The sequence below is a fragment of the Acinetobacter sp. S54 genome (assembly GCF_016624945.1).
Classification (GTDB): Bacteria; Pseudomonadota; Gammaproteobacteria; order Pseudomonadales; family Moraxellaceae; genus Acinetobacter.
Genome location: NZ_JACVUI010000002.1, coordinates 197,107 through 216,786 on the forward strand (window position 1 = coordinate 197,107; position 19,680 = coordinate 216,786).

Here is a 19,680-nt window from a genome sequence, read left to right on the forward strand (position 1 = left end):
TATAAGCGACTAGGATTAACTCTAAAAGAACACCTATTTAATTGTCCTTTTCTAATGCATTTACTTATTGTAAATGGCATTGAATATTATATTTCTTCAATATCTGCATTTCTTTTGATGCCAATACTTGATTAATAAAATCTTGTTTAGTCATTTTGGCATATGAAAGTGGTAAGTCTTGTCGATATTGATCATTAACCTGATATAAATCTTGTACATATTGATTCACAATGCCGCAAAACTGTGTTTGTTGCGCAGGTGTAAATTGTGTCTGTTGTGGATTAAGTGAACGCAAAAAATTACGCATATCAGTGTTATAGCTATTTGAAATTTTTTCTACCGAACGTATATAGCGCTCAGGTGGAGCGGCCAAAACGGATTGCCCTAAAATCACCAAACTCAACAATAATGTGATCTTTTTCATAAATATAATCAATATGATATTTCCATATCTAGCTTAATGGTTAAAGTATTTTTTGCAAAGTAAATTTCATGTTGAAATGGAATTTTAAGATAAATTGCTCTACGCTTTATATTAAATTTTTAATAAGCGTTCTGACTGCATTTGTTTTAAGCGACTTTCAATGGTCGCACTCATGGCATTATTACCTTTAGCTAAACGTTGTGCATGTAACATTGATTTTATGGCATTTTCTTCATAGCCAGACCAATATTCGACTTCCGCCCGGTAACGAAGTACATTGACTGTCCTTAAAGGTGATTGTTTATCTACATTAGCTGATTGTTGTAAAAGTCTCCATCCCTCAATATCTTTATTATTGTTATTAATAAATCGTTGCACCAATTTTTGTGCGTCACTACTTTTATTTTGTCGAATTAGGATTTCCGCCAATTTATATGCCAAAGGACGATTTTCTGGCATGGTGCGCTGCGTATTAATAATTGCTTGATAAGCCTCATCTAGTTTATTTTGATTTAAATAAATATCAGCTTGCAATAGGATGGTCAAAGTATTGTCCGAAAACGTTGTCTTAACACCATCAAGCATTTCTTGTGCTTTAGCATAATCACCCTGATTATTATAAAAAGCACTCATCGCTAACTGAGCAGGTTTATTGTTTTGATTAACTTGAGTCTGTAACAGCTGCTCTGTGACCTGATTAGTTTCAACTAAGGTATACCATTTTAAAATCTGAAAATCTGGGTCATATAATTTAGACTTTACTTTAGGGAACTGATTAGCACGTAGACGCGATTCACTCATACGTTCAGATGTTAATGGGTGTGTCATCCAAAAATCGGGCAAATAACTTAACCGACTGGTTGAGCGATTCATGGTTTCAAAAAAATCTGCCATACTCTGTGGATTATAGCCTGCTGCATACATATATTGCATACCGATACGATCAGCTTCACGTTCCTGATTGCGGCTATATGTCAATTGATTATCCATCAAAGCGGCTTGTGTACCTAGCATCACCGCAGCACCCGCATCAGATTTAGTCTGAGCAGCAATGGCGGCCCCAACCAAAATTCCTGCTAGTGCCAATAATCCCTGCCCCTTAAACGCTTCCTGTGAACGGCTATAATGTCGCTGACTGACGTGAGCAATTTCATGCGCCATCACCCCTGCCACCTCATCAATATTGTGGGCAGAAGCAATCAAACCGGAATTTAAGGCAAAAAGTCCACCCGGAACAGCAAACGCATTAATCTGGGGATCATTAATTACCACCATTCCGATTGGCTGGCCCAATTGAGTCTGACTTAATATCTGAGCAAAGACTCGAAAAAACTGATCTTCGAGCCAAGGATCATGCAAAACTGGTAATTGTCTTTGTACTTGGCGATAAACCTTCTCACCAATCATTTTTTCTTTTTGTTGATCAATCAGTCCAATACCACTACCAATTTCAGGAACTTCAACCTGCGTGGTTGTAGATTGGTAGAAATAGTCAGAATGTGCCTGTGCAACACTCGTTACTACACTTAAAATCAAGACAGTTGCCGCCTGTTTCAAATCATGATCTCTCATCAAAAAAATAAGGGATAACTGACCAGAATAATTTAATCAGTGATCCCCAATATAACATTGGAAACAGAAAGGATTTGCAATAAAGTGTTATAACAATTTTAGCCATTTACCAAATATTGTGGGGTTCTGCCTTCAAGTGCATCAACCAAATTTTTATATGCAAGTTTAGCCATTTTTGACCGTGTTTCTGCGGTTGCAGAACCCACATGCGGTAAAGTAACCACGTTAGGTAAATCAAATAACTCAGAAGACTGCAAAGGTTCTTTTTGATAAACATCGAGACCCGCTGCAAAGATTTTTTGTTGTTTCAATGCTTGAATCAGTGCTTGTTCATCCACTACTGAACCACGTGCAATATTGACAAAAACAGCGTTCGACTGCATTTTTTCAAATTGAGCCTGCCCCATCAACGCTTTTGATTCGGTATTTAAATCAACTGCAACCACCACAAAATCAGACTGGCTTAATAGTTCATCCAAACCACAATAACGTGCATTTAAAGGCTGTGCTAATTCTAATTTTTCACGGCGATTATGATAAAGAATATTCATATTAAAGCCATAAAAGCCACGACGTGCGACTGCTGCACCAATATTTCCAAGACCAACGATGCCCAATGTTTTACCAAAAATATCCTGTCCAAATTGAGCAGGGCCTACAGTGCGCTTCCATTCACCTTGCTTGGTCCATTGATCAAGTTCAGGCACTCTCCGCGCAGCACTGACCAATAAAGTAAAAGCGAGATCGGCAGTTGTTTCCGTAAGAACATGCGGAGTATGAGCCAACCAAATTTGCTTTTTTGTAAGATAATCCACATCATAATTATCATATCCCACACTAACGGTGGAGATAATTTTTAATTTTTGCGCAGGAGCAAGATTACTTTCATTGAGTAAACGCCCAGCACCAATCATGGCGTCAGCATCGACCACTTCATTGCGAATTTGTTCATTAATATCACCCTGCTTTGGGTTTAAAACTACGACATTATAATCTTGTTGAAGTTGAACCAATACCGTTGAGTCAATTTGGCTAAAAACGACGACTTTCTTTTTCATTACATATCCTTATTCACTGAGGTACATATATCAAAGAGACTGATACCAACTAAAATACCAATAAATAAAAGTTTATGGGGATAACATAAGTTGCCATAAGCGGCGTTTGAGCAAAGGTTGATCAATCATTTCTTGTAAACTGGAAATTTGCATGCTTTGAACATGGGATATAAAGTCAAGCTGACCCAAAACCAAAACACGCTTATCAATCGCAAGCGCATCCAGAAAACCTTGAACATAGGCATGTACACCGCGCCCGTCCCGAAAATTTTCAAGTGGTAATGGCCATTTCAATTCATTGTAAAAGCCAGGCAAACTTGCTTGAATATTTGCCCAAAGTTGTCTTTGTTCTTTAGACAATTGCGAACTTTCAATCACTAAAATGACTTGATCGAGGCAATAGGCTTCCAATGTAAAAGCCTGCTGCATAAGGACAACTTTAGGCTGTTCTAGTGGCAAAGAAATAGCAGTTGGCGACTCAATATCTTGTAATGCAATTTCAACAGTGGGCACGATTTGCGCAGGTATACTCTCAATAGTTTTTGCCAGTTGCGGTTCAGATCCAACTGTAGCCAATTGTTGGCTTACAACTTGGCTAGACTCCTGACTTTTAGATGGAATTTGATCACGCCAAAGACTCACAGCCTGTTTTTTATGGCAGGACACTGCTCGTGGAATCCAGACATCCACGCCCATAGTTGCCAAAATACTCCGCTGTTGCCCTGTCATATTCACACTATCAAAATTATATCCAAGTCATTCTACTCTGCTTTACAAGCTTTTTCAGTGATTTGATCGAAACAGACACTAAATGCAGTTTAAATAATCATTAGGGTATTTTTCTTTTGCATTTGATCGACAATATCGGCTGTTTCAAATCCAAATCGCCAATATAATAATTCCAAAACATCAAGCTCGTCCTGAGTGATGATACGATCACTCCATAAACACATTTCTGCAATACCCAATATACTTAGTCGATCGCGTAATAATAGCCCGGCACAATCATTCAGAATTTCCGCCAGATCAATCGGTTCGTCTGAAATTTCTTCATACAATACCATTTCCTCCAAAGTCAGAATGTGGCTCAGTATCCGATCACGTACTTCAAGTTGATTTGGGCTATTGATTTGTTGTACGTGCAATAACGCATCGATTAAACGGACAATTTGTGGTTTTACTTCTTCAATCGACGTTGGCATATGCACAGGCATCAGATTTAATTCGAATTTTACCCGCTCTAAAAGCAAGGCATCAAGCAAACCCACCTCACCATCTTCCTGGATAATTAAAGCCAAGCGAGTTAAAAACTGCCGTGCAATACTGGCTGGAAGCGAACCAATATTGCGACAGGCTTCATGAAAAATCTGCACATGAACACGCCCATCCAGATACAGTAATGCATCCACAATGGCCCGACTCACCTGTGCATTTTGTGGAAGAAATTCTCGATATTGTCGAATCATTAAAATCGCGACCATCACTTCACGCGATCCTGTTGCTGTCTGTAAAGCCCGCTGAATTAATTCTGGTCGCTTAATATTTTGACGTATTTCAGCTTTAAGCGGTTTTATTGCATCATTTAAAGCAAAACTTATAGGAGATAGACGCAACAAGGGTAATGGTTGCGGCGAGACCCACGGCGTATGAACATTTCCATCCATTTCTTCGAGTGAGCGAAATAAGCTAAATAATGGCCGATTTCGTAACTTTTTTAAGTTTTCGAGCTGTAATTCCTGCAAAATCGTTGGATTAAGTTCATATATACGATCTTCAATACTGGGATGAATATTTAACCAGCTTTGTGGACTCAATGAATTAGCAAAGCACATATGAGCAATCGATTCAGAAAATACACTATGAATTTGCGAACCCGCATGATGCACATAAATGCGCAGCAACGTCTGAGTATTGGCATTGTTCTGAATGAGCTGCATGGTTTTGTAATCATTACGAAAGGTGCGCCCACTTAAAGTTAAATACTTGATTAAACGGGTTATTAATACTCCCATACTTCCCAATAACCAAATAATGCCACCTAATGCAATAAAAAATGTTTCAAACTTACGCTGTTTATTTTTTTGATAAGGTTTAAAACCACGTTTGGCGATTCTACTTCCTAATTGACTAAAGGTAATTAAACCACTGTATAAAATTTTGAGTTTTGTATTTTCTACTGCTTCACCAGATAAAATCTGATTAAACTCATGACCGAGCAAACCATACAATTCGACCTCATCCAGATTTTGTAATGCCCCCCACGTCAATATAATCACCACATTCTGCTGATCAAAACCCGCCGTTAAAGCATTAACCCCGACTTCATCAGGCAAGACATATAATACAGGGACTTCAATTCTAAAACGTTCCGCCAATTGTTGTGAAATTTTAAGTGCAACACTTTCTTCAGGCGTGCTTTCAAGCAAATCTAAACGACGACCTTGCAGTTGTTTAGCTAAAGAATGGCCACCTTCACGAAAAATATAAAATTCGTATATCGCAGAACTCATTGCAATAAAGAACAATAAAACTATTAGATACGGACTCAAGCTATGCCACAAAATAGACTGGCTATAATCAAAATAATGAACCAAAAGTCCAAGTGTGGTATTTAAGATGAACATTGTCAGCAACATTGCGACTACACACATGCTTGCCGACCACATCATATTTTTATTTTCAACGAGATAATGACTGACTTCTTTCAATGTAAATATGTCCTGATTACATTGTTGCCCCATCATAAATGAAAAAAGCGGGAAAAACCCGCTTTTTCCTACAGAATTTATCTTATAACTCTTCTTTGATTCCAGTTAAATCAACAGATGCAGCATCAATATTGACATCAATATAACCATCTGTACCTTTAGCCGTATCGTTACGCTTACGCTCGAGGTTTTCAAGATAGACTTGATCAATACCACCAGTCACATAAATACCATCAAAAACCGAGCTATCAAATTCAGTTAAATCTGGAACTTTACTAGTGCGCACTGCATTTTTTAAATCTTCCAGATCCTGAAAGATCAAACGATCCGCACCAATAATATCCTGAATTTCTTCAACACTACGCTGTGAAGCGATCAATTCAGTTTTTGCTGGCATATCAATACCATAGACATTTGGGTATTTCACCATAGGTGCAGCCGAAGCAAAATAAACTTTTTTAGCACCCGAATCACGCGCCATCTGAATGATTTCATTACAAGTTGTGCCACGAACAATCGAATCATCCACAAGCAGTACATTCTTGCCCTTAAACTCAAGTTCAACTGGGTTGAGTTTTTGCCGTACTGATTTTTTACGCTGCTGTTGACCTGGCATAATGAAGGTGCGACCGATATAACGGTTTTTCATAAAACCTTCACGGAATTTGACGCCAAGAATATTCGCCAGTTCCAGTGCAGAAGTACGGCTGGTATCTGGGATTGGAATAACCACATCGATATCGTGTTCTTCACCCCATTCACGCAAAATTTTATGCGCCAGTTTTTCACCCATTTTTAAGCGGGCTTTATACACCGAAATCCCATCAATAATTGCATCAGGACGTGCAAAATACACATATTCAAAAATACAAGGTCGATGCCGAGGTTCGGCAGCGCATTGCTGAGTGAAGAGCTCACCTTGGTCATTGATAAAAATAGCCTCACCCGGCTGAATGTCACGCTCGATCTTAAAGCCAAGCGCAGTAATTGCAACCGATTCAGAGGCAATAATATATTCAAGGCCGTGTTCAGTTTCACGTGAGCCATAAATTAATGGACGAATACCATTAGGATCACGAAAACCAACCAAGCCATGTCCAGTAATCATGGCAACCACACCATAAGCGCCTTTACAACGCTCATGAACACGCTTTACTGCATGAAAAACATCTTCAGCTGTTGGATTCAAAGTTCCACTTTTTTGTAATTCATGTGCGAAAACATTCAAAAGAACTTCAGAATCAGAATCAGTATTCATATGACGCAAATCTGTTTTAAACAAATCATCATGAATATCAGAAGCATTGGTCAAATTACCATTATGAGCCAATGTAATTCCGTATGGAGAGTTCACATAAAATGGCTGTGCTTCTGCACTACTTGCCGAACCTGCAGTTGGATAACGCACATGACCGATACCGTAGTTACCAATCAATGCACGCATATGACGAGTATGAAACACATCTCGCACCATACCATTGTCTTTGCGCAGGAAAAGACGACCATTATGGCAAGTCACTATCCCAGCTGCATCCTGTCCACGATGCTGCAACATCGTTAATGCATCAAACAACATTTGGTTAACGGGTGCTTTACCGGCTATACCAACTACTCCACACATAGCAACCTCGCAGACGAGCTAGGATTAATAAAAAGGATTTTGGGTTGAGTGACTAGATTGATCTTTTTCAGGATCAGACTCAGCCACCTCATGTGAAGGGCGATGAAAAATACTCCCTTCAGATGTCACATGTTGCAATGCTTCATTGGCAGCATCTTTTGATAACTCTGTTGCTAATGGCGCATAAGGCAATAAAACCTGAACAAATTTGGACTGTTTCCAGTGTGGTGAACTTTCAACCCACGGACCGAGACCTTGCATGGTTACCAATACAATCAGCAACCCTTTTAATGTACCAAAAGCACCACCAGCCAAACGATTTAAAGGGCCAAGGCTCATACTTTTGAGTATTAAATTGAGTAACCCCGTTACAATCCACGTTAGGACAATAATAATCAGGACGATAAATGCAAATGCCGCAATCTTCTGCACAACAGGATCATGACTTAACACCACCATGCTTGGCGCCAAAAAGTTGGCATATTTTGCACCGATAATCAGAGCCAATATCCAACCAATTAAGTTCGCAAAGGCTTTTACGAATCCTTGTCGCAAACCGTTTAGCCCTCCAATGAGCAGGAGTATCAGAATAATGATATCCAGTGTATTCATCACTTAATTGAAAGCACTCACGCAATCTTTAATTAGGGACGGACCTGTATATATGAGGCCACTATAAATTTGTACAAGGTTAGCACCCGCATCTTTTTTTGCAATCGCATGCTCGCCTTGCGTAATTCCACCCACACCAATCAAAGGAATTTGCCCATTTAAAGATTTTGCAAACTGGCGCAGACATTCGGTACTTTTTTCAAATACAGGCGCACCCGATAAACCGCCTGACTCATCACCACAAGGTAAATTTTCTACCCCTACACGTGACAAGGTAGTATTGGTAACAATTAGACCGTCAATTTTAAACTGCAATAACTGATTTGAAATAAACTCAATATCTTCTTCAGTTAAATCAGGTGCTACTTTGAGAACAAGTGGCACATAATGATGATACTGTTCAGCTAGTTCCAGTTGCCGTTGCTTGAGTGTTTCTAGCAATTCCGTCAGGGCATCGCCACTTTGTAAACTACGCAAATTTTTTGTGTTAGGTGAAGAAATGTTGACCGTGATATAGGATGCGTAATTATAAACTTTTTCAAGGCAAATCAGATAATCATCTACTGCATTTTCAACAGGAGTGTCCGCATTTTTACCAATATTGATTCCCAGAATGCCTTTAAACTTTGACGCCTTGACATTTTCTATCAACTGATCGACACCATCGTTATTAAACCCCATACGGTTAATGATGGCTTTCGCTTCAGGAATACGGAACAATCGTGGTTGTGGATTTCCAGACTGCGGGCGCGGGGTTATCGTTCCTATTTCAATAAAACCAAAGCCCAAACCTGCCAACGCATCAATATAAGCGCCATTTTTATCTAAACCAGCTGCAAGTCCTACAGCATTTGGGAATTCAATACCCATGCAAGTGACAGGCTTAGGTGCTATATGTTGACGTAATAATCCGATTTTATGAGCGGACTTTAAAAGAGATAAGGTAAGTTCATGTGCACGCTCGGGTGACAAGGAGAACAACATAGGGCGAGCAAGCGAATATAACATATCAATCAAAGTCTACTGCTTTTTCAGGTAGGCGTATTATAGGCATAGGTAAGATAAAACACCATGCTTGCAACCCTTTTATTTTGAGGACTTATTGTACCGTAGCCGTTAATTTAATCTGATTGTTACTCGAAACCATATCCATTTTTTCAATCGATAAGCCCATTTGCGCAAGCTGAGTTATAAAATTTGCCAAAACGGCATAATTTTGATGTTCTGCCACAATTTGCAACTGTTCACCCATTTGCTGAGATGAAACCGTGAGTCCTTGCTGTTGTGAAACTCGTTGAACCTTTTCAGCCAAACTCAACTGGCTCTCTGAGGCGGGTTTCATGGTCACCGCATTACTTTGCATCCAGACCATTAAATCCTTTAGATCATTTACTCGTTTTTGTTGTTGATCCGCCAGACTATGCATTTTCCAAAGTGAAAAACCAAGCAGTGCAATCACAACAAAAATACTGGCAAAAATCACCATATAACGCTCACGCGCAGACATTCGTTGCAATGCGTCAATAATACGTTCGATTTTTTGATCAAAACCCTGTTGAATTCGAGTTATAGCATTCATTATTGTACTTTTACCGTCCCAATTGCCCCTGCACCATCTGCCTGAACATTACCTAGTTCTGCTTTGAAACCTTGTTGATTGAGTTGCTGTGTTAAGCTTTGCAAATCATTGGCCGATTTGGCTTTTAATGACATGCTTAAAGATGGAGCATTATAACTTAGTTGTTGAGCTACAATTTGGCGTTGCATAAGAATTGGCCCAACCCTGCTTAACAGACTTAAAGCTGTGGTATCACCACTTTGACTCATTCTCAGTTGACTTTCAAACATACTTTTTACATTTTGCTCAGTCACTCGGCTATTGGCACCAAACCAATATTTATATTGGTCTACGGCTTGTGTTGCTGTCTGATTTGCAAGTTTTTTTAGTTTGTACCAACGTAAAGCATCATAACTAAACTGAACAATCAAAACCGCGATCAAAACCGCAATACATGCTTTCCAATAACCCGAAACTTTAGTTTCATTTTTGGCTTTTGGTAAAATATTGAATGGATGCTGCTTCGGTTTTTGGATTTTCTGAAACTGATAATCAAACGGTTGTCGAGTTTCTAGTGTAGAAGCTGTAGCCAGACTATCAAGTTGTTGTGGAGTCAAATTACTGTAATGATAAAAGGTTTCCGTAGTCTGGAACTCAAGATAAATAGCCAAATCATCTATTGTCATACCTTTATAAAGATTTTCACGTACTAGAGTCTGACCATGTAAATGGGCAATATTAACTTGACCTTGTTCAGGGACAGGTAATATCAGAAAATCAGGGAGTAACGCGACCAGTTTAATGGGCAATAAATTGAGTGCATGTTGCCATGTCTCAACCAGACTTTGCGCAACCCCTACTATTGTTATTTGATCTGGTGACTCAAAATGGTGAACAATGCGCATGTGGTCGATCGGTAGAGTCACATATTCTTCCATGAGATACTTAACACCATCTGCCCCCAGTTGCTTCACATGTGTTTTACTCATGTGTTGTTGCAAAATCTGGATATGGCGACTGGAAAAGAAAACCACTGTTTCTTCTCCCTGATGCGGTTGCAAATCATGAATAAGCTGTTCAAGGCTGGAAGCCTGTAACCAATTTTCACCTGTTGACCAAAACCAAGCCCCATTGGCTTCAGGCATCCATAAATACAGCATAAATTATATGTACCGTGTTTTCGTTATAGCGTAGGTATAAAACTATGTTCTTGTGTTGACAATCCATTGGCAATCACGCTCTGGCTATAAATGCGTGCTTCAGCCAAAGCAAAAGGATTAAAATGTTCATGGGTTAATTGTTCAGCAATATGTCCCACAACATTCATATGACACACCACAACAACAGATTCAAATGGAAGCTGGGAAAGCCAGTCTATCGCATCTTTCGCATCATCTTCTGGTTTGATCTTATCACAAAGTAAAACAGGAACTTTAGGAAAATATGCCTGAATATGACCAAGTGTTTCCTGTGCGCGTAGCAAAGGGCTCACGACAAAAACCTCTGGCTGAACCCTATCTTTCAGGTGCTGTGCCGTCTGCTCAGCCTGAGCATGGCCCAATGCCGTCAATGGCCGCTTGGTATCGTTACCATCCACTGGAGACGCTGCTTCACCGTGGCGAACTAAAGTTAGTTGCATAACCATTCCTTTTCCAATCTTTCTTTATGATAACAAGTCTTTATGACAGTTTTCATTAAATGATGTTTTTAAACTTCATGATGAGGTAATACAAACTCTACATCACTACGGTGTCCATTTTTCATCAGGGCAAGCGCAATATTTAGGGGTGGCGCGCCTTCAAAAATTACTTCGTACAATGCATTCGTAATCGGCATATATACATCCAGCTCTTGTGCGCGTTTGCGAACCTGTACAATCGTATTAATGCCTTCAGCTGTTTGTCCAAGTTCTTTTGTCGCTTGGTCCAGCGTCTTACCCGAACCCAAAGCATAACCAATCTGATAATTACGACTCAGCGGACTATTACAAGTCGCAAATAAATCCCCCACTCCAGATAAACCCAAAAATGTTAAAGGATTAGCACCTAATTTAACTGCAAATCGACTCATTTCAGCTAAGGCTCGGGTAATAATCATACTTTTCGTATTTTCACCGATATTATAAGCAACTGCCATCCCCATGGCGACTGCGTAAATATTTTTTAGTGCGCCACCAAGTTCAACCCCATGCACATCATCACTACCAAAAACACGAAATAACGCACTATGTAAGGCATGTTGAACAGCGTAGCGTACCAGTTCAGAATGACTGGCAATTACCGTTCCCGATGGCATGCCTGCCATGATTTCCTTTGCAAGATTAGGCCCAGAAAGAACACCATATGGCACTTCTGGTAATTCTTCTCGAATAATATCACTCATAAAACTAAAGGTATCAGCTTCAATTCCTTTGGTCAGTGAGACGACGGCCTGCGACGTAATAAAAGGTGCAATTTGCTTAAGCACATTACGGAACGAATGACTAGGGATCGCAACTAAAATGATGTCCCGATTACAAACAGCCTCTTCAATATCGCAGACTGCACGCAAAGCAGCTTCCAACGTAAAATCTGGCAAATAGCGTTTATTGATATGGCTCTCATTAATATCATCTGCAGCATCTTGATCACGAATCCAAATCATCGTATCGCAGCCATTACGCACTGCTAGGTTTGCCATCGCCGTACCAAAACTGCCCCCCCCAAGCACCGTGATACGAAGTGCTGTTTTCTTATCAACTTCGATGGGTTCAACGAGATCCGAAAAATTTAATTCCGTCATGCGTTCTTCATTCCTGCTACATCAATATCAATATTTTTTTAAGACTGCCATTTTTTTACAAAATCACTGACCACTATGTCTGCACGTGGCGCAATTGATTTGGCGGCAGTGCCAATATAAATAATACCTGAGATCAAATCACGATCAGCCAATCCTAAATGCTGCTTCATCCATTTTGACTCAACAACAGCACCTGAACGCCACATCGTTGAAAACCCTTGTACCTGCAAAGACAATAAAAAGTTTTGAATAGCCGCCCCAGAACTCAAAGTTTGTTCAAATAATGGAACCTTAGGATGATCCTGAAATTGAGTAACCGCTATTACTATCAATGGTGCACGAAAAGGGTGTTGCTTAACACGATCAAGCTGAACTGGATCAGTTTCACCAAGATCTGCTAAGGCTTGAGATAAACTCTCGCCAAAGGCCGCTCGCTGTTCAGGTTGAATCACAATAAATCGGGTCGGTTTTAAACGATGGTGATCCGGCGCAGTCAGTGCTGCTTCAAATGCTTTATTTAATTGTTCAGAAGATGGTGCAGGCTCAATGAGATGCCCAATTGATTGACGCTGATGAATATTTTGATGAACCTTACTTACGTCTAAATCCGTCATGAACATTAATCTAATAGAAAAAAACAAAAGTAGATTAGCACATTCCTTTTTCATTCTGCCATGTCAATCTAGGGCATTTCACTAGTTTTCTCAAATTTGACAGCTTTACTGCAAAAATTATCAAAATCTATACAACATACTCAAAACAAATAAAAATTTTTATGGTCAACTAAAAAAATAATTTTTAAATTTTCTGAAGGACTGGTTTATGAAAAAACAAATCACCGCCAGCGTATTGACTGCATCCGTCATTTTATTAACAGCGTGTGCCTCTAACCCTACTGCCACAACCGCGATTCAAAAAGAAAATAATCAATTTGAAGTGACGGGGGTAGGCAAAACTAATCTCATAGCGAAAAATAATGCCGTTGATGCAGCAAATAAGACCTGTAAACGCAGCTCGGCCGTTATAGTTGACGAAAAAACAACTTATAACGGTGTACTTAAAGGTGTAGTAGATGAAGAAACTGGAAAAATAGTAGAGGCAGCAGCAGGCGTTATTGGTTCGATTACGGGTAAAAATGCGTCTTTAGCAAAAGATGATGATTATCAGACAACGCTTACTTTTTATTGTAAAGCCAGTTAATCACATACCGACTAAATAAAAAGCGCTCTGTATTTAAGAGCGCTTTTTATAAAAAATTATTCAGATGACAGTCTAACAATACCCATCCAAACGTGTCAGTGGTAGTTTTTTGCCAATCGCTTTTTCAATTTCTGGTAAATAAAATGCATCATCTTCTGAAAGAAAACTAATACTTACACCTTGAGAACCTGCACGACCAGTACGTCCAATACGATGTACATAATCATCTGACTGTTCTGGCAAAGTAAAATTCACCACGTGCGATACACCATCCACATGAATACCACGACCAGCAACATCTGTTGCAATCATAATATTGTTTTTACCCTGCTTAAATTGCTCAAGCATTTTTAAGCGTTTGTCCTGTGCAATTTCACCTGACAACATTCCCACACGATAACCATCTCTTTTCAAATGATCATATAAACGACGCACTTGATCTCGACGATTGGCAAAGATCATGACTTTATCAATTGGTTCATCACGTAGAATATCCTGCAATAGACGATATTTATCTTTTTTCTCTACTACATAAACACGTTGCTCTACGTCATTATTGGTTTTTTGTTCAGGTTCAATTTCAACTGTGACAGGTTCAAACAACCACTGACGTGCCAGATTTAAAACATCATAACTAAAAGTAGCAGAAAACATTAGAGTCTGACGTTGTTCCTTACGCGGAGAGTAACGCACAATCCGTTTAACCGAAGGAATAAAGCCCATATCCAACAACCGATCTGCCTCATCGATCACCAGAAACTCAATTTGATCGAGCCACACTTCTTTTTGCTCAATAAAGTCGATCAAACGTCCTGGAGTTGCGACCAGAATATCTAGAAAGTGAGCATTGAGCGGTTTCTTTTGCTTATCAAAGTCCACACCACCCACTAGTGTCAGCAGTTTTAAATCAGTAAATCTGGTCAGCTCTCTAGCATCGCTTTCGATTTGCAAAGCCAATTCACGAGTCGGTGCCAGAATCAATGCACGTGGTTCTCCACGATAACGCTGCTCCTGAATCGGATTATTTAGCAAATCATTAATGATACTCACCAGGAATGCTGCGGTTTTCCCTGTTCCCGTTTGCGCACGCCCAATCGCATCGTGCCCTGCAAGTGTATATTTTAAAACCTTTTGTTGAATTGGGGTCATTTGCTTAAACCCTAATGCATCAATCGCTTTTTTAAGTTGCGGATGTAGATTCAAGGTTTCAAAACCAGATACCATAAATTCGTGCTCTAACTGTTAATCACTCTGATGAGAATAGTAGTATAAAACAAAAACGCCCCAATTATAAAATTGAGGCGTTATTCAACATAATAAAATGTTGATTAGTCTAAAGGCTGTACATTCTCAGCCTGAAAACCTTTTTGTCCTTGCACAACGCTAAATTCAACACGCTGACCGTCACGTAACGAACGATGTCCGTCACCCATAATTGCACGAAAATGTACAAATACGTCGTCGCCGCCATTACGTTGAATAAAGCCAAAACCCTTAGTGTCGTTAAACCATTTAACAACGCCTTGTTCGCGAGCTGTCATAAGTCAATCCTCAGAAGTGAAAATAAAGGACCTTCCGGTGTTGCAAACAGCAGAGCAAACAAGTTTAAAATTCGTTATTATTTCAAAGCTTGTAATCATTCTGTAAAACTATCAACAATTTCCGGTTACATCCATTTGTTATAGGCTTAATAAAACAATGATTTGTTTATACTAGTGATTCCTAAAACGCTTCGAGCTTAACACGGGTTTGTGACAATTAATAGAAATTTTTTAGATAATTCTATATAAAATTTTGATTGATTTTTAAACTCCATAATATTTTTTTACTATCAATAAAATATATGCTTTTAAAGCGTGCGACTTTTTGCACATTTATGCAAATATTTGATAAAATCGGAGCTCATAACGATCTTTAAATATTTTTACGGATGAGTGATTCAAATCTCGGAATTCCCACTGAAATTAACGCTATAGGCCAACCGTGCCCTATGCCCCTTTTGATGTTAAAACGTGGTTTAAAAAAAGCAGATCAGCATCAGGTTTTTTTATTAAAATCCTCTGATCCACATAGTGAAATTGATGTCATTCGTTATTGTCAACTCCATCAATTAAAGTGTCAGTTGACCCGAATATCTGACCATGAATTTCACTATTTGATTCACTCTTAAACATACAGCTTTGTTCTTTAGAGCAACTAGTGTATAAAATTTTACATTTCTCTACCCAATTTTCCTTAATTATGAACTTGCTTCGCATTAAGATGAAATCATTGGTTATACCACCATCCTATAAGGAGAACTCATGAGTGACAGCAGCAATCAATTGATGCCCCTGTCCTTATCTGCGCCCGGTGTAAATCTCGGTGCTTACATCAGCACCGTTAATCAAATTCCAATTTTGACCGCTGAGCAAGAGAAAGAACTGGCTGAGCGTTACTATTATGATCAGGATTTAGATGCGGCAAAAATGCTAGTCATGTCGCATTTACGTTTTGTTGTGCATATTGCACGCAGCTATGCAGGCTATGGTTTACCACAAGGTGACCTTATTCAAGAAGGCAACCTTGGCTTGATGAAAGCAGTAAAGCGTTTTGACCCGAATATGGGTGTGCGTTTAGTTTCTTTCGCAGTTCACTGGATTAAAGCTGAAATACATGAATATGTCATTCGTAACTGGCGTATCGTGAAAATTGCAACAACCAAAGCGCAACGTAAATTATTTTTTAATTTACGCAGCCTAAAAAAGTCGAGTAAAAAACTAACACTTGAGGAAGCTAAGGCAATTGCAGTTGACCTAAACGTCACGCCTGAGCAAGTGCTAGAAATGGAAGGCCGATTGACAGCCTATGATGCCGCTTTTGAGGCACAAGGTGATGACGACGATGATTCAACGCATGTCGCGCCTGCTTTATATCTCGAAGATAACCGTTACGATCCTGCACGATTGGTGGAAAATGAAGACTACGAAGAACAAAGTAGTTCTGCGTTGTATGAAGCAATGAATCAATTGGATGATCGTTCACGTAACATCTTACAGCGCCGCTGGCTAGATGATGATAAATCCACACTGCATGAGCTTGCAGCAGAATACAATGTCTCAGCTGAACGTATTCGCCAGCTTGAAAAGAATGCGATGGAAAAGATTAAGGTTGCAATGTCAGCAAGCTAATTTTTTCTGGTATTTAAAAGAGGCATTTGCCTCTTTTTTATTAAGCTTAAGTATTTTTAGCTCGGTGGATTTATGCTAAGGTGCTTGGGTCTTTTTTTAAGTGTTTTTGGCTTATGTGGATCGCAATTGCAGCTGTTAATCTTGCTTTGGCTGTCATATTGGGCGCATTTGGCGCTCACGGCCTAAAAGCCTTTGCAACACCAGAACAACTTGGCTGGTGGAGCACAGCAACACAGTATTTCTTTTACCACGCGTTGGGTTTACTTGCGTTAGGTATTTTAGCCAGAATCAACTCTCCATTTTCGATTAAAGCATCTTTTATCCTAATCCAAATCGGTATTTTATTATTCTGTGGTTCTTTATATATCATGGCATTAGGTTTACCGCGTGGATTAGGTGCAATTACTCCACTTGGAGGGGTATTTATGATTTTAGGCTGGCTAGTCCTTGCATGGAAGGCCATAAAGTACGCGAAATAATGGAAAACCACATGCAAATTTATTTAAATGGCGAGCTTAAGCAAACTGCTTGTCAAAACTTATTGCAACTTGTTCAGGAATTAGCACTTGAAGGTAAACGGTTTGCCGTCGAACGAAATGAGCAGATAGTTCCAAAGAGTAAACTCGAACAATCTCCCCTTTCAGAACATGATCGTATAGAAATTATTCACGCTGTCGGCGGCGGCTAAAATGGAGTAAGCCATGCAAGATTCACCTTTAACTATCGGTTCACGTACATTTCAATCCCGCCTTTTAGTCGGCACAGGTAAATATAAAGATCTTGATGAAACAGATTTGGCGATTCAAGCCAGCGGTGCAGAGATTGTAACTGTGGCGATTCGTCGTGTAAATATTGGGCAACACCCCGATCAACCGAATTTACTTTCAGTCATACCACCCGAAAGATATACCATTCTGCCAAATACAGCAGGGTGTTTTGATGCAGACAGTGCAGTACGCACCTGCATGTTGGCACGTGAACTTCTGGATGGACATAATCTAGTCAAACTTGAAGTTTTAGGGGATGAAAAAACACTTTATCCCAACGTTACAGCCACGCTTAAAGCTGCTCGCACCCTGATTGATGATGGTTTTGAAATCATGGTTTACACCTCAGATGATCCTATTATTGCTCAAGAACTGGAGAGTATGGGCTGTGCAGCGATTATGCCTCTAGGAAGTCTCATTGGTTCAGGTCTAGGTATTTTAAACCCTCACACCATTTCTATTATTAAAGAAAATGCCAAAGTGCCTGTATTGGTAGATGCCGGTGTAGGCACCGCAAGTGATGCGGCAATTGCGATGGAACTGGGCTGTGATGGGGTTCTCATGAATACTGCAATTGCTGCGGCACAAAACCCTATACTGATGGCATCTGCCATGAAAAAAGCAATAGAAGCTGGTCGAGAAGCCTACCTCGCGGGACGTATGCCTCGTAAACGTATGGCCAATGCCAGTTCTCCAGAAACAGGATATTTCTTTAAATAAGCAATGGTTAAAAAAAGGATTCTTTGGGATCCTTTTTTATTAAAAATAAAGAATAAGAGTAAAATTAATATGCTAAAAACTATTATTGCACTGGGTTGTCTTGCTGTTACAGCAACTACATTTGCAAACTCTGATCAGGCAAAGTATCAGTCATTTATCCCTAAAAACTGGAAAATTATTGAAACTGGCAAAGGCGATTTAAACCAAGACGGGATGGAAGACCTCGCTTTAGTGATTGAGGAAAATAATCCAGAGAAGATTATTTCCAATGATAGACTGGGTAGTCCTGAGCTCAATACCAACCCTAGAGCTTTGTTGGTTTTATTTAGAACCGCGCAAGGTTATCAATTGATCAGTAAAAGCCTGCAACTTCCAAGTGAAAATGATGCAGACTCCCCTTGCCTAGCCGACCCATTAGAAGATGGTGGCATTATGATTTCAAAAGGGATATTGAAAATAAATTTACATTATTGGTTAAGCTGCGGTTCATGGTATGTCACCAACAATAATTTTAGCTTTCGCTATCAAAATGGAAAGTTTAAATTAATTGGCTTTGATCAAAATAGCTTTCATCGCGCTTCAGGTGAAGAAAGTGGCGTGAGCATTAATTTTTTAACTGGAAAATTGAAAAAAACTACCGACGGAAATGAGTTTGAAGAAACAGCAAAGCCTGCTAGGGTTGAATGGAAAAAGTTAAAGCAGCATTATGACTTGAATTTAGAACACGTTAATTTTAAAGAACCACCAGAATTTCAATAAAAAACGCTTCAATATGAAGCGTTTTTCATACAAATGCCATCTTTAAGAAATTAGGCCTTCATCTCGCATAGCAATATTCACTGATTGACGTTCTGCAACTTTGTTGCGTAATGCCACAATATTTTGGTAAGGGCTCAAATCATGTTCAATACTATTTGACCAATTGGTGAGAACAAACAAATAGGCATCGGCTGGACCAAACCCATCATCGACCAGATATTCATGGTCTGATTCACCTATTGCTTTATCGATATAAGCCAGTAATCGATCAATTTCAGCATAGGCTTTTTCTTTTGCTTCAGCATCTAATGCGCCCCCAAAGAATACCGCATAGGCATCATGGAGCTCTGAATTCAAATACCCAAGCCATTCCAACACTTTGGCACGTCCTAAACCTGATGGGGGAATCAAGTTTTGAGCTGGATCATGTTGTGCAATAAAAGGAAGTACAGCTACATTCTCGGTGAGAACCAAGCCTGGTGTTATTTCAAGTGCAGGCACGTAACCTTTAGGATTAATCTCATAATAATCTGCACCTTTTTCAGTTTTATGTGTTTTTAAGTCAACCCGTTCCAGATCAAAATCAACATTAATTTCATTCAAAAGAATATGTGCAGCCAATGAACATGCACCAGGGGAATAATACAACTTCATAGATAATCCTTGTTATAGCTCTCTTCACTGTTTTAGAACGCTTTACTCAAACTTTCAAGCTCTACTCGTTTTAAAT

Annotated in this window: 23 protein-coding genes; 7 read left to right on the top strand and 16 right to left on the bottom strand. The window is 39.4% G+C overall.

Translation table 11 applies throughout. The features are described from left to right. Window positions 1-64 precede the first annotated feature (64 nt). From IAE20_RS03925 to IAE20_RS03985, 13 genes are all read right to left on the bottom strand, one after another. The gene (locus IAE20_RS03925) at window positions 65-424 is read right to left on the bottom strand and encodes a hypothetical protein (RefSeq protein WP_200459569.1); all 360 of its coding nucleotides are present in this window, start codon (window positions 422-424) and stop codon (window positions 65-67) included. Between the two features lie 111 nt (window positions 425-535). Continuing rightward, the gene (locus tag IAE20_RS03930; protein ID WP_200459570.1) at window positions 536-1,996 is read right to left on the bottom strand and encodes a M48 family metalloprotease; all 1,461 of its coding nucleotides are present in this window, start codon (window positions 1,994-1,996) and stop codon (window positions 536-538) included. Between the two features lie 98 nt (window positions 1,997-2,094). Then, entirely contained in the window at window positions 2,095-3,054 is a 960-nt protein-coding gene (locus IAE20_RS03935; RefSeq protein WP_200459571.1) for a 2-hydroxyacid dehydrogenase, read from the bottom strand. 72 nt (window positions 3,055-3,126) lie between these two features. Continuing rightward, window positions 3,127-3,783 carry a hypothetical protein gene (locus IAE20_RS03940; RefSeq protein WP_200459572.1) on the bottom strand — a complete coding sequence of 219 codons (657 nt, stop codon included), beginning with the start codon at window positions 3,781-3,783 and terminating at the stop codon, window positions 3,127-3,129. Between the two features lie 89 nt (window positions 3,784-3,872). Next, complete coding sequence (locus tag IAE20_RS03945; protein WP_200459573.1) at window positions 3,873-5,762, bottom strand: M48 family metalloprotease; 1,890 nt, start codon at window positions 5,760-5,762, stop codon at window positions 3,873-3,875. Window positions 5,763-5,844: 82 nt separating this feature from the next. Next, the gene (purF, locus tag IAE20_RS03950; RefSeq protein ID WP_200459574.1) at window positions 5,845-7,383 is read right to left on the bottom strand and encodes an amidophosphoribosyltransferase; all 1,539 of its coding nucleotides are present in this window, start codon (window positions 7,381-7,383) and stop codon (window positions 5,845-5,847) included. Window positions 7,384-7,407: 24 nt separating this feature from the next. Then, the gene (locus IAE20_RS03955; RefSeq protein WP_200459575.1) at window positions 7,408-7,995 is read right to left on the bottom strand and encodes a CvpA family protein; all 588 of its coding nucleotides are present in this window, start codon (window positions 7,993-7,995) and stop codon (window positions 7,408-7,410) included. 3 nt (window positions 7,996-7,998) lie between these two features. Continuing rightward, entirely contained in the window at window positions 7,999-9,003 is a 1,005-nt protein-coding gene (locus IAE20_RS03960; RefSeq protein ID WP_200459849.1) for a quinone-dependent dihydroorotate dehydrogenase, read from the bottom strand. 91 nt (window positions 9,004-9,094) lie between these two features. Next, a complete protein-coding gene (gene gspM / locus IAE20_RS03965; protein WP_200481178.1) occupies window positions 9,095-9,574 on the bottom strand; it encodes a type II secretion system protein GspM in 480 nt (159 codons plus the stop codon). Further along, on the bottom strand, window positions 9,574-10,713 hold the full coding sequence (gspL, locus tag IAE20_RS03970) for a type II secretion system protein GspL (RefSeq protein WP_200459577.1): 1,140 nt from the start codon (window positions 10,711-10,713) through the stop codon (window positions 9,574-9,576). Before gspL ends, gspM begins: the two co-directional genes overlap by 1 nt. Before the next feature lie 23 nt (window positions 10,714-10,736). Then, window positions 10,737-11,192, bottom strand: coding sequence for a phosphoglycerate mutase family protein (locus tag IAE20_RS03975; protein ID WP_200459578.1), 456 nt, complete (start codon window positions 11,190-11,192; stop codon window positions 10,737-10,739). Window positions 11,193-11,260: 68 nt separating this feature from the next. Continuing rightward, window positions 11,261-12,334, bottom strand: coding sequence for an NAD(P)H-dependent glycerol-3-phosphate dehydrogenase (locus IAE20_RS03980; protein ID WP_200459579.1), 1,074 nt, complete (start codon window positions 12,332-12,334; stop codon window positions 11,261-11,263). A 38-nt stretch (window positions 12,335-12,372) separates the two neighbouring features. Next, a complete protein-coding gene (locus IAE20_RS03985) occupies window positions 12,373-12,948 on the bottom strand; it encodes a nitroreductase (RefSeq protein ID WP_200459580.1) in 576 nt (191 codons plus the stop codon). A gap of 208 nt (window positions 12,949-13,156) precedes the next feature. On the opposite strand from IAE20_RS03985, the gene IAE20_RS03990 reads away from it, so the two are divergent. Next, entirely contained in the window at window positions 13,157-13,534 is a 378-nt protein-coding gene (locus IAE20_RS03990; RefSeq protein WP_200459581.1) for a hypothetical protein, read from the top strand. A gap of 72 nt (window positions 13,535-13,606) precedes the next feature. Here IAE20_RS03990 and rhlB read toward each other — a convergent pair whose 3' ends face one another. Continuing rightward, on the bottom strand, window positions 13,607-14,758 hold the full coding sequence (gene rhlB / locus IAE20_RS03995; RefSeq protein WP_200459582.1) for an ATP-dependent RNA helicase RhlB: 1,152 nt from the start codon (window positions 14,756-14,758) through the stop codon (window positions 13,607-13,609). A 104-nt stretch (window positions 14,759-14,862) separates the two neighbouring features. Further along, window positions 14,863-15,075 carry a cold-shock protein gene (locus IAE20_RS04000; RefSeq protein WP_004653893.1) on the bottom strand — a complete coding sequence of 71 codons (213 nt, stop codon included), beginning with the start codon at window positions 15,073-15,075 and terminating at the stop codon, window positions 14,863-14,865. Between the two features lie 389 nt (window positions 15,076-15,464). Here IAE20_RS04000 and IAE20_RS04005 point away from each other — a divergent pair, with 389 nt between their 5' ends. From IAE20_RS04005 to IAE20_RS04030, 6 genes are all read left to right on the top strand, one after another. Further along, window positions 15,465-15,704 (top strand): sulfurtransferase TusA family protein, encoded by a 240-nt coding sequence (locus IAE20_RS04005; protein WP_200459583.1) that lies wholly within the window; start codon window positions 15,465-15,467, stop codon window positions 15,702-15,704. A gap of 133 nt (window positions 15,705-15,837) precedes the next feature. Continuing rightward, on the top strand, window positions 15,838-16,704 hold the full coding sequence (gene rpoH, locus IAE20_RS04010) for an RNA polymerase sigma factor RpoH (protein WP_004988265.1): 867 nt from the start codon (window positions 15,838-15,840) through the stop codon (window positions 16,702-16,704). 113 nt (window positions 16,705-16,817) lie between these two features. Beyond that, window positions 16,818-17,183: a DUF423 domain-containing protein gene (locus IAE20_RS04015; RefSeq protein WP_200459584.1), complete on the top strand. Its 366-nt coding sequence runs from the start codon at window positions 16,818-16,820 to the stop codon at window positions 17,181-17,183. Between the two features lie 11 nt (window positions 17,184-17,194). Next, a complete protein-coding gene (thiS, locus tag IAE20_RS04020) occupies window positions 17,195-17,392 on the top strand; it encodes a sulfur carrier protein ThiS (protein WP_200481428.1) in 198 nt (65 codons plus the stop codon). Between the two features lie 13 nt (window positions 17,393-17,405). Beyond that, window positions 17,406-18,191 (top strand): thiazole synthase, encoded by a 786-nt coding sequence (locus IAE20_RS04025; protein ID WP_200459586.1) that lies wholly within the window; start codon window positions 17,406-17,408, stop codon window positions 18,189-18,191. A gap of 69 nt (window positions 18,192-18,260) precedes the next feature. Beyond that, window positions 18,261-18,950, top strand: coding sequence for a hypothetical protein (locus IAE20_RS04030; protein ID WP_200459587.1), 690 nt, complete (start codon window positions 18,261-18,263; stop codon window positions 18,948-18,950). Between the two features lie 42 nt (window positions 18,951-18,992). On the opposite strand, the gene IAE20_RS04035 is transcribed toward IAE20_RS04030, so the two are convergent. After that, the gene (locus IAE20_RS04035) at window positions 18,993-19,604 is read right to left on the bottom strand and encodes a glutathione binding-like protein (protein WP_200459588.1); all 612 of its coding nucleotides are present in this window, start codon (window positions 19,602-19,604) and stop codon (window positions 18,993-18,995) included. Between the last annotated feature and the right edge of the window lie 76 nt (window positions 19,605-19,680).

Bases quoted from the DNA above. Each gene is read 5' to 3' on its own strand.
- gspM (WP_200481178.1), bottom strand. From the start codon at position 9,574: ATGAATGCTATAACTCGAATTCAACAGGGTTTTGATCAAAAAATCGAA.
- IAE20_RS03990 (WP_200459581.1), top strand. From the start codon at position 13,157: ATGAAAAAACAAATCACCGCCAGCGTATTGACTGCATCCGTCATTTTA.
- IAE20_RS03940 (WP_200459572.1), bottom strand. From the start codon at position 3,783: ATGACAGGGCAACAGCGGAGTATTTTGGCAACTATGGGCGTGGATGTC.
- rpoH (WP_004988265.1), top strand. From the start codon at position 15,838: ATGAGTGACAGCAGCAATCAATTGATGCCCCTGTCCTTATCTGCGCCC.
- IAE20_RS04015 (WP_200459584.1), top strand. From the start codon at position 16,818: ATGTGGATCGCAATTGCAGCTGTTAATCTTGCTTTGGCTGTCATATTG.
- IAE20_RS04030 (WP_200459587.1), top strand. From the start codon at position 18,261: ATGCTAAAAACTATTATTGCACTGGGTTGTCTTGCTGTTACAGCAACT.
- IAE20_RS04000 (WP_004653893.1), bottom strand. From the start codon at position 15,075: ATGACAGCTCGCGAACAAGGCGTTGTTAAATGGTTTAACGACACTAAG.
- rhlB (WP_200459582.1), bottom strand. From the start codon at position 14,758: ATGGTATCTGGTTTTGAAACCTTGAATCTACATCCGCAACTTAAAAAA.
- gspL (WP_200459577.1), bottom strand. From the start codon at position 10,713: ATGCTGTATTTATGGATGCCTGAAGCCAATGGGGCTTGGTTTTGGTCA.
- IAE20_RS03975 (WP_200459578.1), bottom strand. From the start codon at position 11,192: ATGCAACTAACTTTAGTTCGCCACGGTGAAGCAGCGTCTCCAGTGGAT.
- IAE20_RS04005 (WP_200459583.1), top strand. From the start codon at position 15,465: ATGAGTGATTCAAATCTCGGAATTCCCACTGAAATTAACGCTATAGGC.
- IAE20_RS04025 (WP_200459586.1), top strand. From the start codon at position 17,406: ATGCAAGATTCACCTTTAACTATCGGTTCACGTACATTTCAATCCCGC.
- IAE20_RS03935 (WP_200459571.1), bottom strand. From the start codon at position 3,054: ATGAAAAAGAAAGTCGTCGTTTTTAGCCAAATTGACTCAACGGTATTG.
- IAE20_RS03925 (WP_200459569.1), bottom strand. From the start codon at position 424: ATGAAAAAGATCACATTATTGTTGAGTTTGGTGATTTTAGGGCAATCC.
- IAE20_RS04035 (WP_200459588.1), bottom strand. From the start codon at position 19,604: ATGAAGTTGTATTATTCCCCTGGTGCATGTTCATTGGCTGCACATATT.
- IAE20_RS03985 (WP_200459580.1), bottom strand. From the start codon at position 12,948: ATGACGGATTTAGACGTAAGTAAGGTTCATCAAAATATTCATCAGCGT.
- IAE20_RS03960 (WP_200459849.1), bottom strand. From the start codon at position 9,003: ATGTTATATTCGCTTGCTCGCCCTATGTTGTTCTCCTTGTCACCCGAG.
- IAE20_RS03955 (WP_200459575.1), bottom strand. From the start codon at position 7,995: ATGAATACACTGGATATCATTATTCTGATACTCCTGCTCATTGGAGGG.
- IAE20_RS03930 (WP_200459570.1), bottom strand. From the start codon at position 1,996: ATGAGAGATCATGATTTGAAACAGGCGGCAACTGTCTTGATTTTAAGT.
- thiS (WP_200481428.1), top strand. From the start codon at position 17,195: ATGCAAATTTATTTAAATGGCGAGCTTAAGCAAACTGCTTGTCAAAAC.
- purF (WP_200459574.1), bottom strand. From the start codon at position 7,383: ATGTGTGGAGTAGTTGGTATAGCCGGTAAAGCACCCGTTAACCAAATG.
- IAE20_RS03980 (WP_200459579.1), bottom strand. From the start codon at position 12,334: ATGACGGAATTAAATTTTTCGGATCTCGTTGAACCCATCGAAGTTGAT.